Raw genomic sequence first — 14,457 nt, forward strand, 5'->3', positions numbered from 1 at the left:
TTGATTCGTCACTGGTCCGTTGCATCTGCCTATAATCGGGCAAGTCATATTTGTTGCGGAGAATTAGAATGTTAGACCCAAAATTGCGCGGGATCGTATATGCGACAGCAGCGGCCGTACTTGTCACTGGTTGTGGCGCAGACGACATTGCGTCGCCAGGAACTGGCGGGAACATCACCATAAATAACCCGGCTGCTCCACCCCCTCCGCCACCACCCCCACCGCCACCCGCAACTGTTGTGCCAGCTACCGGTTGCCCAACGATTTCGGACCCGCAGGGCCTCACTGATAGCGGCACGATTTCCGGTCCTACTGGCTCATATCGCGTTTGCACCTTACCTGCGCAGATTAACACCAGCATTACATTGCCTAAGGTTACCGGCTTGCTCTACCGTCTTGGCGGACGTGTTGATGTCGGTACCGACCAAGGCGCGGCTTCTACCAACACCGCTGTAACGCTTACTATTGCGCCTGGCGTGATCGTTTTTGGCGGCACTGGCGTGTCGTGGTTGAACGTCAACCGCGGCAACCGCATCAGCGCTGTCGGCACGGCTGCGCTTCCAATCATCTTTACAAGCCGCGACAATGTTCTCGGCCTGAATACAGACAGCTCGATCGGTCAATGGGGCGGCGTCGTGCTTAACGGCCGTGCGCCAATCACCGATTGCCTTGCTCCGGCAGCAACACCAGGCACAACGGCTTGCGAACGGCAAGTTGAAGGCGCAGTTGACCCAGCGCGTTACGGTGGTGCGAACTCTGCCGACAACAGTGGACGTTTGAGCTTTGTGCAAATTCGTTATTCCGGATTTGTGCTTTCGGGTGACTCCGAGCTTCAGGCTTTGACAACTGGCGGCATTGGTTCCGGCACGGTGTTAAACAACATACAGTCATTCAACAGCTCGGACGATGCAGCGGAATTTTTCGGCGGTAGCGTGAACATGAAGTATTTCGTGGCTGTCGGCGCAGATGACGACAATCTCGACACCGACACCGGCGTGAAAGCGAACTTCCAGTACGTGATTGCTGTTCAGCGTCAGGGTGCCGGCGATTCAATCATCGAAGCGGACTCGGACAATGCTCTTGACGGCAACACGCCGCGCCAGAACACCCGCGTTGCCAACTTCACGTTCATTCAGCGCAGCAACCTTGGTAACTTGTCGGCAATTCTGCTGCGTGGCGGTACCGATTATTCGCTGGTCAATGGTGTGATCGTCAGCCCTAATACGTCTTGCCTACGCATCAGCCGTCCGCAGACGATCTCGGCAACGGTCGACGCAAGCATTGATGAAGCAGGCGCGCCTTTGGTTCGCTCGGTTGTTGCACAGTGCGGCACACCAGCCTTCCGCGGATCGAACGGTGTGACTGAGGCAGAAGTTACTGCAGTCTTCGGATCGGGCAGCAACAACAACAACAGCGCGTTCACGCCAAGCCTGACATCGTTGTTCATTAACGGTGCCAACGAAACGGCAGTGACCGCGTTCAACGCAAGCACGCTCAACGCCTTTTTCGACGCAACGACGTATGTCGGTGCGGTGCGCGATGCCAATGACACCTGGTATGCTGGCTGGACCTGCAACAGCGCGACCGCCACATTTGGCACGAGCGTCACAGGGCTCTGCACCTCACTCCCTACCTTTTGATAGGTGATAGCTAATTGGGGTGGGGTGCTGGCATGGCCAGGCACCCCGCCCCTTTTTTAAATAAGAAAAAGGGAATGAAAATGTTGAAGCCATTGGGGGCAATCAGCCTGTTGCTTTTAACGACCGCACTTGTCTCGCCATCGGTGGCGTTCGCGCAAAGCGCCGAGCCTGCCGACGCTGAAGCGAGTGAAGCAGCAGAACCAACACCAGAGGCCGCGGCCGCAGATGCTTCGGAGCAGCCTGCTGAAGAGGAAGTCGATGTTTCGGTTGGTGGCACAGAAATCATCGTTCGCGGCTTTGTCGACCGCAATATATCCAAAAATGCGCCGCAAGTTGTGTCGGTGTTGTCGGCAGCGGACATTGAACGAACCGGTGAAGGCGACATCGCAGGTGCACTCTCACGCGTAACCGGCCTGAGCGTTGTCGGCGGCGGTTTTGTATATGTGCGCGGCTTGGGCGATCGTTACTCGCTCGCATTGCTCAACGGTTCGCCATTGCCGAGCCCCGAACCTCTGAAACGCGTTGTTCCTCTTGATCTCTTCCCCACTAGCGTCATTGCCTCTTCGTTGGTGCAGAAAACCTATTCCGCCAATTTTCCGGGTGAATTTGGCGGCGGCGTTATCAACCTGACCACCAAGGCAATTCCGCGCGAAACATTTCTGACCGTGAGCGGTGATGTCAGCGTCAACGGTGAGACCACCAATCAGCTTGGCTATACTTATTATGGCAGCTCGATGGACTGGAGCGGCTTTGACAATGGCAACCGTGACCTGAGACCTGCGCTTGCCGCTTATCTGGCGAGTGGTCAGCGCATCAGCGCCGGCGGCGTCGATACCCAGGCCATTGCGGGCCAATTGGTTACAGGGCGCAATGCTGTAGTGCAGCGCGACTATAATCTGCCGGCCAACGGATCGGCGAATATCACCGGCGGAACCAATTTCGATATTGGTGATGACGCCACCATGGGTATCTTGTTTAATGCTGGTTACAGCAACAAATGGCGCACCCGCGATACTTTGCAGCAAACAGCATCGACGCTTGATCTCAGCCAGAAAGAACTCGATTTTCAGCGCGTCATCACGGACAACCGGATTGTCGTAAACGGCTTGGTCGGTTTCGGCATTGAGGCTGGTGACCAGAAGCTGCGCTGGACCAATGTGTTCATTCGCGACACGCTCAAGCAAGCGCGACTTGGCATTGGTACGCGGCAGAACCTGTCGCCAACCGCAACCTTATTGCAGCAGGATACAGCGTGGTATGAGCGGCAACTGGTCAATTCGCAGCTTGTCGGTGAATTCAAGCTTTCACCCGATGTAAATTTAAGCTTCCGCGTGGGTTATGCCAATTCGAAGCGTGAAGCGCCCGATGAGTTCAGCTTTGAATATTACCGAAGCAACCAAGCCTCCGATCCATTTGGCCAACAGTTCATCAACCGGTTGAATAACGGTCAGCAGGGCAGTGCAGAGGTCAGCTATTCATACCTCAATGAAAATCTCTGGTCGGGTAGCGCAGATCTGTCGTTTAAAATCACGCCAGATATGACCGGCACCATAGGCTATGCATATTCGGACACCGCGCGCCGTACCGAGCGTCGCGACTTCTTGTTCACAGCGCCCGGCGGCACGCCGGTTGTGTCTGCATTATTCCGTCCGGATTTCTTGTTGCAGCCAGATGTTATCGATTTCTACAACATCACGTTGACAGACACGAACGAAGCAAACCCGGTGTTTGACGCCACCTTACTGACACATGCTGGCTATGGGCAGATTCAGGCGTATATCACGCCAGAAATCAGCCTTAACCTGGGTGTGCGTTATGAAACTGCCACCCAGTCCGTTTCGCCGGTTCAGGTCTTCACGGTGCCTACCGCATCGCTGGCTTCGACAAGCTTGAACCGCGCATATTGGTTGCCAGCTGCAACTTTGACGTGGGACATTACTGACCAGATGAAGTTCCGGGTGAGCGGTTCAAAAACCATTGCGCGTCCGCAGTTTCGCGAACTGATTTTCCAGAACTTCTACGACACAGATTCTAACCGTTTGTTCCGCGGCAACCCGCTTTTGACAGACAGTCAGTTGTACAATGCGGAAGCACGGTATGAATATTATTTCGACCGTGACCAGCGCTTTACCGTTGCTGCCTTTTTCAAGCGGATCGACAAGCCGATTGAGTCCTTTTCGAGCTTCGACGATAACTCTGTTGTCACCAGCTTTGCAAACGCACCAAAGGCAGATTTATACGGCGTCGAAGTTGAAACGCAGAAATATTTCGATCTTTCCGGCCTTGGCGAAGAGGGCTTTTTCTCGACCCGCCGTGCCGTCGTCATTGCCAACTATACCTACACGCAATCCAAGTTGAGCGTGAAAGCTGGCGATCCGGTATCGGTTTTCAACTCGTCGTCTACCAGCGCGCTCGACTTCTTTACCGATGGCTCGCCGCTGACTGGCCAGTCGGATCATTTGGTCAACCTGCAACTTGGGTTCGAAGATACAGAGCGCCTGTCGCAACAGACCATCCTGTTCACATATGCAACCGACCGCGTCACCAGCCGTGGCGCTTCAGGGCAGCCTGACATTAAGGAAAAGCCCGGCATTCAGCTGGATTTTGTTGCACGTGAAGGGTTTACCGTTGGCGGCAAAGAAGCCGAGCTGAAATTTGAAGTGCGCAACCTGACCAATACGAAATATCAGGAACTGCAGCAGAGCGGCGAGAACAAAATATTCTACAACCGTTATAAGCAAGGCATCAGCGCCTCTATTGGTGTCGAGATTAACTTTTAAACGATTTAGTGTCCCCCCCTGACTTACGGCGACATGTTCATTTCAACGTGTCGCCGTCATTTTTGGTCGGAAGGTCTGCGCCTCGTTGACCGTAACCAAACTGTCATTTAAACGTCATTTATAAGTCATGTCGGAGCCTTAATCCCGCATAACCGGGCGGATTCGCCGAAGGGGGTCCAGTGGCATTATCGTTGGCGCAGAGAGTAAAAGTTCAGTCGCGCCAAATGACGCTGGTACCTTTTGGCAGTGTTATCATCGGCCTACTCGTAATTTTGGCGTCCATTCAGACTGCGCGTTTATTCTGGCTTTTAGTTACGCCCATTGGTCCGCTTTCGGACTGGCGATCACCCACCGCCAATGTGGTACCGGCGACTGCGCGGCTTGCGCTTTTTTCGGGCTTTGACCCCTTCTATCGAACCGACAGTGCTGTGCCGACCACTCAGAATGTGACAGCATTAAGTCTGGTCTTGTTTGGCGTCCGCGCGAACCAGAGCTCGGGCGGCGGGGCCGCAATTATCGCGGGCGAAGATGGCATTCAAAATAGCTATGCGGTTGGCGAAGAAGTCGCACCCGGTGTTACGCTTGACTCAGTCGCCTTCGACCATGTGATTTTGTCGAGGGGCGGCGTCAAGGAATCGCTTTATCTTGACCAGTCGGTTCCTGCGGAAACCGTTGGTCCTTCGGGGTCATTACCGGCAGGATCAACCCCCATGACTGGAAACGGTGCCGGCCTGAATGCAGAAACGCTGCAAAAGGCGATCGGGTTCGAACCACGCAATGAGGGCGGCAGGGTGACCGGACTTGTTTTGCAACCGCGCGACGACGGCGCTATGCTGCGGCTCGCCGGATTTCAAGGAGGAGACGTAGTCGTTGCCATCAATGGTCGTCCCGTATCCTCAGCCGCCGATATCGCTGCGCAATTTAGGCCAGGAGCCCGCATAAGCGTTGAAGTCGAACGTGGCGGCTCGAAAGTCCCCATATCTCTAAATCTGGAACAACCGTGATCCGCAAGTTTACTTTGTTATTGGCGTGCAGCACGCTGATTCTTGCCAACCCGTTGGCCGCTCAGCAGACATTGAATGTCCGCGACGCCGATATTCGTGCCTTTGTTCAGGACGCTGCGCGTGTGACTGGCCAGACGTTTATTGTAGATGGGCGCGTCAGTGGCAAGGTTTCGGTTGTGACCGATAGGCCTTTGTCACGTTCCGAATATTTCGAAGTATTTTTGTCGACATTGCGTGCAAATGGTCTGATTGCGATCCCAATGCGTGGCGGCGGCTACCGTATTCAACCGTCGGACGGCGCGGCAACGCAGCCAAGCCGCGTTGGCAGCCGGGCTGCATCAGCGAGCCAGTTTGTGACTGAGGTTTTCCGCTTGCGTTCGATTGATGCGACCACTGCAGTGGAAACATTGCGTCCACTCATTAGCCGTGAAGGCTCGCTTACCGCCAACCGCAGCGCAAACAGTCTAGTCGTGGCGGATTATGCCGACAACATACGGCGGATCCGTGATTTGATCCGTCAGATTGACCGCGACAGTGCGGCGACGCAAATTGTGACGCTGGATAATGCCGTCGCGCGTGAAATTGCGACGGCGCTGCAGGGCCTTGCCGGACAAGGCGGCGAAGGGAGCCGCTCACCCGTTTCCGTCGCGGCAATAGACAGCAGCAATGCGATCGCCTTGCGCGGCGATCCTGTTTCGGTCGCGCGCTTTGCTGCAATGGCCAAACAGTTGGATGCACGCGCACAATCGGGCGCTGAGATCCGCGTATACCGCCTTGAACATGCCAATGCAGCGACGCTGTTGGAAACAGTGCAGTCGCTGATTGGCGGACAAAGTGGCGGCTCTCAAGTCAATGACTTGCCGCCCGTGGCTCCAGCGGCCAGTAATGCGGGGCAGGCGCCTGTTGTAGCACCGGTCGTTGCGACGTCATCGGGGTCAGGAGTCAACGGCATAGGTGGCCGCGGACCAGTCGTGGTAACGCGCTACGAAGGCACGAACGCCCTTATTGTGGCTGCCAATCCTGAGGTGCAACGCACGTTGGGCGAGCTTATCCGGCAACTCGATACACGGCCCGAACAGGTTCTCGTGGAAGCCATCGTTGTCGAAATCGGCAATGAGGCTGCAAGAAAGCTTGGCGTTCAATTCCTCGTCGGTGGCAAAAATGCGCCATTTGCGGCAACCAACTATTCGAATGCCACGCCCAATATCCTGACCATCGCAGGGGCGATTGGCGCAGAAGAGCTGACACGCACGACGACCACCGTAAATGGCAATACAACCACGACTGCGACCAACAGCGCGCTTGGCGACAGCCTTCAGGAGGCCGCAGCTGCATCCATACTAAGTGCAACTGGCGGTTTTGGCGGCTTTGCGCTCGACATTGGTAGGAATGCCATTTTTGGTACTATCATCAACGCTATTGCTGCGGATACTGAATCCAACCTGTTGGCCACGCCACATATCGTGACGCTGAACAATCAAAAGGCGAAGTTTCTGGTCGGGCAAGAAGTCCCGGTGAGCACGGGCGAGCAACTTTCAGCGAACTTTGAAAATGCGTTTCGTACCGTCCAGCGCCAAGAAGTTGGTATCAAGCTTGAAGTCACGCCGCAGGTCAATGCGCAGGGCGACGTCAAGCTGTTCCTGAAGCAAGAGGTGTCGAGCGTTGCAGGGCCCGTATCATCGCGGTCAAGCGACCTCATATTGAACAAACGCGAATTCGAGACGACGTTGACTGTGGGTGACGGGCAATTGTTAGCCATTGGCGGTCTTCTTAACGATGACGAGCGGCGGACGATTGAACGCATTCCATTGCTGAGCGATATTCCCATCATTGGGGAGCTGTTCAAATCACGCAGCCGTAGCCGTAGCAAAACGAATTTGATGGTATTCATTCGGCCAACCATATTGCGCAGCCGCGAAGACGGCGACCGCTTGACCGCGCGACGTTATGATTATGTCCGCGATATGCAACTGCTGCGCAATCCGGACTCTGAGCCAAGCATCGATGAATTGCTCCGCGATTATATGGGCGCAATCCCGCCCACGCCACCGAGCATTCGTGCCGATGACGTCATGATCGGGTCAGATGGTACACTTACACGGCCGCCTACTGGCGGTCCGCTTCAGCCGGCGCAAGTGCCCGCGAGCAGCATTTCGACGACCAATGGGGATGGGCAGTAAACATGATACAGCGGGGAGGGGCGATACAAAAAAGCATCATGACGCAGTCCGATCAGGATATGCCTGTAACGGTTGCCCAAATCACGCCGTTGCTTGACTTGCCTTACGCCTTTGCCAAGGCGAATGGCCTCGTGCTGCGTCATGAGAGCAATGACAGACTTGTGGTGGCCATGCGTGAGGGCGCTGATCCGCTAATGCTGCTTGAGGTGCGGCGCTATCTGTCGATGCCCTTCGACGTTGAAATGGCGGATAACGCGACCTTCGATAGATATCTGTCCGATCATTATGCCATGGACGGCAGCGCCGCTGCGATGGCGGGCTCGATTGGGACGAGCGATGGCGATTTATTGTCCGACATGTTGCCAAGCGCCGACGATCTGCTTGATAGCGCAGATGATGCACCAGTCATCCGGTTGATCAACGGGGTTATTGCCGAAGCCGTGCGGCAAGGCGTGTCAGATATTCATATCGAGCCTTATGAAACAGGCCTTGTCATCCGGATGCGCGCTGACGGCGTGTTGCAGGAACGCCTCCGGCTCCCCGCGAATGTTGCGCCAGTGGTTGTGAGCCGGATCAAGGTCATGGCCCGCCTCGACATCGCAGAACGCCGTATTCCGCAAGACGGACGCATCGGGCTGACGCTCGGCGGACGGATGGTGGATGTGCGTGTGTCAACCTTGCCAAGTCGCGCAGGCGAACGGGTCGTGATGCGTATCCTCGACAACGAAAATGCGGGCATATCGCTTGATCTGCTTGGCATGTCTGAAGATACGCTCACGATATTGCGTGAGGCGTTGGCCGAGCCAAATGGTATCATACTTGTCACCGGGCCAACGGGATCGGGTAAAACAACCACTTTATATGCTGGCCTTAAGCGGCTGAATGATGGCACGCGCAATATTCTCACGGTCGAAGACCCCGTCGAATATGCGGTTGAAGGCATTGGGCAGACTCAAGTAAACGCAAAGGTTGGGATGACCTTTGCCGCCGGTCTACGAGCTATTTTGCGGCAGGACCCTGACGTTGTGATGGTTGGCGAAATCCGGGATCGGGAAACCGCCGATATTGCTGTGCAGGCCGCGTTGACTGGGCATCTTGTTCTGACGACGGTTCACACCAATGATGCCCTTGGCGCCATTACCCGGATGCGAGACATGAAGGTCGAACCGTTCTTGCTTGCCTCGACTTTGCGCGCGGTAATAGCGCAGCGGCTCGTGCGCCGATTGTGCCCTGTATGCAGGCAGACGGTTCAAGCCGATGGCAACGCGGCATCATTGCTTGGCTTTGACAAAGGCACGGCGGTGTACAAGGCAGTTGGCTGCGCGGAATGTAACAATACCGGTTTTCAAGGGCGCATCGGAGTGTTTGAGGCGGTGCGGGTCGACGATACGATCCGGCGGTTGATCAATGACGGCGGCGATGAAGCCATTTTGGCGCGCCATGCGTTTGTGAACCAACCCAATTTGAGCGCTGCTGCGCGTAAACTGGTTCGCAGCGGGGACACAACGCCGGAGGAAGCCATCCGCATTTCACGCCGCGAAGACATCGTTGATGCCTGAATTTGCCTACCACGCCATTGACCCCGAGGGGCGGGAACGGCGCGGGCGGATTGCTGCGGCCAATGACGATCAGGCGCGTGAACAGCTGACTTTGAAAAAATTGTACATCGTCAGCGTTGCACCTGCCGAGGTTCGCGCTTCTGCTTTTGCCAGCTTGCCGTTGAAGCGACAGCCGCGTCTGAACGCCAAGCAGCTGACCTTATTTACGCGTCAATTGTCTTCGCTGGCGCAGGTGTCGCCTTTGGAAGAAGCATTGCGGACAATCAGCCGCCAGAGCGAACAACCGCATGTGCGACAGATCCTGACTGGAGTGCATGCAGGCGTGGTCGAAGGTCAGCGTCTTTCCGAGGCAATGCGCCGCGAGAGTAACAGTTTCCCTGCGTTATACCGTGCGATGATCGCAGCGGGCGAGGGCGCAGGAACGCTGCCACTAATTACTGAGCGCCTCGCTTTCTTGTTGGAAAGACAGGCGGAAATGCGTGGCAAGCTGATTGGCGCGCTGGCCTACCCTGCAATCCTGTCTCTTGTTGCGGTCCTCGTGGTCATGGGGTTGATGGTATCGGTCGTGCCGCGCGTGGTTGAACAGTTTGACAATGTCGATCAGCAACTGCCGCTCATCACGCGGGTTGTTATTGGCATATCGGCCTTTTTGGCAAGTTATTACTGGGTACTGATCATTGTACTGATAGTTGGGGCGTTTCTTTTCGCACAGGCACTCAAACAGCCTGCATTCCGCCTCGCCGTTGACCGTAATGTTCTGCGCATACCGTTTTTGGGAAAGTTGCTGCGCAATCTGCACGCGGCGCGGATGGCGCGGACATTATCCACTATGGTTGCAAGCCGGTTGCCATTGTTGGAGGGTTTGCGCCTGACGGGCGGCACCATTCGAAATAAGGTCTTGTCCGCCGCCAATGATGATATTGTCGAAGCTGTGCGCAGCGGCGGCAGCTTGTCGGGCGCGATGCGTGCGAGCGGGGTTTTTCCGCCATTATTGGTGTATCTTACCGCCAGCGGTGAAAGCGCTGGGCAGTTGGATATCATGCTTGAACGTGCAGCAGAGTATCTCGAACGCGAATTTGATAACTTCACAACGACTGCGCTATCGTTGCTTGAGCCATTGATTATTGTCGCCATGGGGGGCGTGGTGGCAGTCATCATTTTGGCTATTTTGTTGCCTATACTTCAACTTCAAAACCTTACGGGACTTTAGATATGCTCCGCATCTTCTTTCATCTGCTCACCGACACCAACCGGCCATCACTAAAGTTCACCTGCAAAGCTGCCAAGGCATTTAAAGGGACAAAATCTGAACCCAACGGCTTTACCCTCGTTGAAATGATGGTCACCTTGTTCATCCTCGCATTGCTCACCACCATTGTGGCAATCAATGTCCTGCCCAATCAGGATAAAGCGATGGTACAAAAGGCGCGGGCCGACATTGCGGTTCTAGGGCAGGCGATGGAGACCTACCGGCTCGACAATCTAACATATCCGGACGCGGGTGCTGGATTACAGGCCTTGATAACGCCGCCTGCGACGGGTGGAAGAACCGAAGGTTATATCAAGAAACTTCCGAATGATCCATGGAACCGCCCATATCAGTATAGCATGCCGGGCAAGGATGGAGCCTTTGATATTTATTCCCTCGGAGCGGATGGAGCCCCAGGCGGCGAAAATGACAATGCCGATATATACGGCGACTAAGCCGTCGGTGCGCCAGTCTTTTCAGAAGAATCAGATGGGCTTCACTTTGGTGGAGCTCATGGTGGTGATATTCATCATCGGCATTGCCAGCACCGCCGTAGTCATGACCGTCCGTTCGCCTGATCGGGGGGTGCGTGACGAAGCAGAACGATTTGCAGCGCGTGTCGCGGCGCTGCGGGACAATGCCATCTTGCAATCACGGTCGCTGGCCGTGACAGTCCGGCCGTCTGGCTATGCCTTTGAGGCGCGCAATAAAGGCGCATGGGTGCCCTTGTCCGAGGCACCTTTTACATCGACAGATTGGAAACGCGGTACATCCTTGGAAATGGCGGGCACAAGGCAGATGCGTATTGCTTTTGACAGCACGGGAATGCCTTCAAGCGCAGCCGATTTCGCCATTCAAAATGATAATGTGACGGTAACGCTAAAGCTTGCCGCGACCGGGGACATTCGCGTTGTCCGCTAATCCTTCGACCCGTCCCAACGGCTTTACATTGTTGGAAATCATGGTGGCGCTTGCGATTTTCAGCCTCGCCGCCTTGGCCATGGTACGACTGCAGGGCTATTCGGTGCGGTCAACCGCCAATTTGGGCGATAGCAGCATGGCGTGGCAGGTTGCGCGAAACGTGGCGGTTGAAATCTTGTCCAATCCCGCGCCGCCGACCTTGGGCGAAACGCAGGGCGAAGAAGAAAATGGTGGCCAGAACTGGCGCTGGACCGCGAAGACGAGCCCCACCGATGACAGCCGGTTGGTCATGGTGGATATATCCGTTTCAGGCACGGGAAATGCCGCATTGCGCAAGGCCCGCCTGACCATAGCTCGGCCAATTGAACAGTGACCAAGGCTGGTCATTCCGAAGCCGGGTTCACGCTGATCGAAATGTTGGTTGCGCTTGCCATTTTTGCGCTCATTTCGGTGGCGGGTGTCATGCTTTTAAGATCGGGCAGCGATACCCAAATCGCGGTCAAGAAGCGCCTTGAGGAAATGTCTTTATCGCACCGATTGTCTAACAGTCTGGAGGGCGACCTAGCGCAGGCAATGGTCCGGCCTGTGCGTGACCAGTCAGGCCAACCGATTCCAGCGTTTACGCAAGGCGATGCTGAAGTCCCAGGGGCGTTATTCGGTTTTGTGCGTGCAGGATGGTCAAATTTCGATGGCGCGCCAAGGTCCGGGTTGCAGCGGGTGGCATATATTCTCGAAGATGGCGCGCTCAAGCGTTTAAGCTGGCCAATGCTTGATGGCGCCAAGCCTTCTGACGCGGCGATATTGCTTGAAAATGTTGTATCTGCGCAAGCCGAGTATCGGGACGACAAGGGGGAGTGGCGAGACGATTGGACCGCTGCCGACGCGCAAGCTTTACCGCGCGCAGTTGCGCTGCGTGTGACGGTCAACGGCAAGCCCGAACAGCGCATGCTTTTTCTCGTCGGCGCGCAGACACGCGTTCCTGCGCCCAACTTTGAAGAGGGCGCAGACGGGTGAGCCACATTAAGCCTTCGGAACGCGGCGCGGCGTTGCTGTCGGTGTTGTTGATGGTCGCGGTGCTTGCGGTCATAGCGGCGACGACGCTGGACCGGCTGACCTTGTCGAGCAAGTTAGCAGCAAATGGCAACGCATTGGCACAAGCGCGCATGTTTACGTACGCAGCCGAATCTATCGCCGCTGCGCGGATCGAGGATTTGGTCGCGCGCGATGCCGCGCAAACGACGTTGGCGGGTGATTGGCTGGGCAAGCCGCAAAGCCTGCCGATACCGATCGGTTCAGCGACAGCGACCCTTCGCGATGCCGGCAACTGTTTTAACCTCAACAGTCTGGTTACCGAATCCGAAGGGCTATATTTGGCCAATGCAGCCGGCATGGCGCAGATGGTTTCGTTAATGGTTGTCTTGGGTACCGATGAGAATACTGCCCGTGCGGTAGCTGCGGCGGCGGCGGACTGGGCAGACAGTGATATGGTTCCAGTTGCCAATGGGGTTGAGGACGAGGGCTATCGTGCGGCAACAACGCCATATCTGGCAGCGAACAGGCCTTATGCGCACCCAAGCGAGCTGCGCGCCGTGAAGGGTGTCACTCCAGCGATATATGCCAAGCTTCAGGACTGGATCTGCGCGCTCCCCGTTTTCGTGATGTCTCCGCTCAATGTAAACACGTTGCTGCCTGAACAAGCGCCTTTGTTGGCCATGCTGTTCGCGCCCGGTCAAATGAACTTAACAGCAGCACGCAGTTATCTCGCCAAACGGCCTTCAAATGGCTATGGCAGCCTCATTCGATTCTGGGCCGCACCTGAACTTACCGCGCTCGGACCGTCTCCTCTGGTTCAAGGGCAGGTAAAACTGACGAGCAATTTCTTCCTTTTGAACACGCAGGTTTCATTTGGCGAACTCGTGCTTTCTGGCCAGTCGATGATTGTCGCGTCGCCAGCGCCGGCGCGTGTCATCTGGCGCAGCTGGGGGGAAGAGGAGTGACGCTTGTCATCACCCGCTTCCCGATGGCCGATGCAGACGACCCTGCGGTGTTCCGTGTTACCGAGGGCATCTGGCAGGACGCTGGGTTATTATCCAACTTTGTGCATTCGGCGGATGATGCGACAGTCATGGCGTTGGTTGCGCCGCAGCATGTGCGATGTAGCTGGTTTAGTTTTCCTGATTTGGAAGCGCGTCAAGCCGAAGGTGTCGCCAAATTGCGGGCGACCGAGCAATCGCTTGGTCTGGTCCATAGCAGTGCCGGATTGGATCTCGACGGTGCTATTGCGACCGCATCAATATCGCCAGAGGTGATGCAGCGAGGGCTCGATAGCCTTGCCGCGCGCGACCTTAACCCGGACATTGTCTTACCATTTGCGCTTGTTCTGAATTCGCCGTCAGAGGGTGTTTCGGAAGCGGAGTTTGACGGTGTTTCTGTGCTGCGCGGTCCCGGGTTTGCGATTCCGGATGAGCCAGTTTTGCGCGACATATTTGTAGGCGCATCCGTTGCGGACATTGTCGATGCGCAGAACCTACGGTCGATGTTGGTGCGCGCGAGCGCTGCACCAGTGCTAAATCTGCGCGAAGGGATATTTGCCAAGAGGGAGCGTACGGTCTGGACAACAGCCGAGCAACGCAAGTGGATCAAGCGGCTATTGAGCGCGATTGTTATCATTACGGTAGTTATAACTGTAGTGACATTGGCTAAATATTGGAGCGCGACCAGCGCAGAAAACCAAACTGCCTTAGCCACTGCACAAAAAGTTGACCCGTCGATCCGCGATATAGATCAGGCCGAAAGTGCACTTGCGAATGCCTTGGATCGGCGGGGAATCGTGCATAGTGGCTTTACGCCCTTGTCCGCTGCATTGTGGCGCAGCGTAAAGGCATCACCCAATGTGTCTGTCCGTGAACTACGGTTTACGCGTGACGGTATATTGACCGCAGTGCTTGCCGCACCAACGGCAGACAATCTCAACAAGACATTAGTGGCGATCCAGCAAGACGGTTTTCGCATCACTGCGACGCCCCGCCAAGACACGAGCGGAAGTACTTTGGTCGACCTTACGGTGAGGATGCCATGATGGCCGCTATGCGCATATGGTTTGCTGCCTTGACTCAGCGCGAGC

At 55.8% G+C, this 14,457-nt stretch carries 12 protein-coding genes; all 12 read left to right on the forward strand.

Translation table 11 applies throughout. From position 1 onward, the window contains the following. Window positions 1-68: 68 nt before the first annotated feature. Window positions 69-1,640, forward strand: coding sequence for a hypothetical protein (locus ACLL9E_RS07825; RefSeq protein WP_411291180.1), 1,572 nt, complete (start codon window positions 69-71; stop codon window positions 1,638-1,640). Between the two features lie 80 nt (window positions 1,641-1,720). Continuing rightward, window positions 1,721-4,420: a TonB-dependent receptor domain-containing protein gene (locus ACLL9E_RS07830; RefSeq protein WP_411291191.1), complete on the forward strand. Its 2,700-nt coding sequence runs from the start codon at window positions 1,721-1,723 to the stop codon at window positions 4,418-4,420. A gap of 179 nt (window positions 4,421-4,599) precedes the next feature. Then, window positions 4,600-5,424, forward strand: coding sequence for a type II secretion system protein N (locus tag ACLL9E_RS07835; RefSeq protein WP_411291181.1), 825 nt, complete (start codon window positions 4,600-4,602; stop codon window positions 5,422-5,424). Next, window positions 5,421-7,604 carry a type II secretion system secretin GspD gene (gspD, locus tag ACLL9E_RS07840; RefSeq protein WP_411291182.1) on the forward strand — a complete coding sequence of 728 codons (2,184 nt, stop codon included), beginning with the start codon at window positions 5,421-5,423 and terminating at the stop codon, window positions 7,602-7,604. The genes ACLL9E_RS07835 and gspD overlap by 4 nt, the downstream gene beginning before the upstream one ends. Window positions 7,605-7,642: 38 nt before the next feature. Then, a complete protein-coding gene (gene gspE / locus ACLL9E_RS07845; protein ID WP_411291183.1) occupies window positions 7,643-9,163 on the forward strand; it encodes a type II secretion system ATPase GspE in 1,521 nt (506 codons plus the stop codon). Beyond that, window positions 9,156-10,373 carry a type II secretion system inner membrane protein GspF gene (gene gspF, locus ACLL9E_RS07850; RefSeq protein WP_411291184.1) on the forward strand — a complete coding sequence of 406 codons (1,218 nt, stop codon included), beginning with the start codon at window positions 9,156-9,158 and terminating at the stop codon, window positions 10,371-10,373. The genes gspE and gspF overlap by 8 nt, the downstream gene beginning before the upstream one ends. A 2-nt stretch (window positions 10,374-10,375) precedes the next feature. After that, the gene (gspG, locus tag ACLL9E_RS07855; protein WP_411291185.1) at window positions 10,376-10,867 is read left to right on the forward strand and encodes a type II secretion system major pseudopilin GspG; all 492 of its coding nucleotides are present in this window, start codon (window positions 10,376-10,378) and stop codon (window positions 10,865-10,867) included. Then, window positions 10,839-11,333 carry a GspH/FimT family pseudopilin gene (locus tag ACLL9E_RS07860; protein WP_411291186.1) on the forward strand — a complete coding sequence of 165 codons (495 nt, stop codon included), beginning with the start codon at window positions 10,839-10,841 and terminating at the stop codon, window positions 11,331-11,333. Before gspG ends, ACLL9E_RS07860 begins: the two co-directional genes overlap by 29 nt. Continuing rightward, a complete protein-coding gene (gene gspI / locus ACLL9E_RS07865; RefSeq protein ID WP_411291187.1) occupies window positions 11,323-11,706 on the forward strand; it encodes a type II secretion system minor pseudopilin GspI in 384 nt (127 codons plus the stop codon). Before ACLL9E_RS07860 ends, gspI begins: the two co-directional genes overlap by 11 nt. After that, the gene (gspJ, locus tag ACLL9E_RS07870; protein WP_411291188.1) at window positions 11,703-12,347 is read left to right on the forward strand and encodes a type II secretion system minor pseudopilin GspJ; all 645 of its coding nucleotides are present in this window, start codon (window positions 11,703-11,705) and stop codon (window positions 12,345-12,347) included. The genes gspI and gspJ overlap by 4 nt, the downstream gene beginning before the upstream one ends. Beyond that, complete coding sequence (gspK, locus tag ACLL9E_RS07875) at window positions 12,344-13,330, forward strand: type II secretion system minor pseudopilin GspK (RefSeq protein ID WP_411291189.1); 987 nt, start codon at window positions 12,344-12,346, stop codon at window positions 13,328-13,330. The genes gspJ and gspK overlap by 4 nt, the downstream gene beginning before the upstream one ends. Further along, window positions 13,327-14,412 (forward strand): hypothetical protein, encoded by a 1,086-nt coding sequence (locus ACLL9E_RS07880; protein WP_411291190.1) that lies wholly within the window; start codon window positions 13,327-13,329, stop codon window positions 14,410-14,412. Before gspK ends, ACLL9E_RS07880 begins: the two co-directional genes overlap by 4 nt. Window positions 14,413-14,457 lie beyond the last annotated feature (45 nt).

This window comes from Sphingorhabdus sp., from assembly GCF_046596595.1.
GTDB lineage: Bacteria > Pseudomonadota > Alphaproteobacteria > Sphingomonadales > Sphingomonadaceae > Sphingorhabdus_B.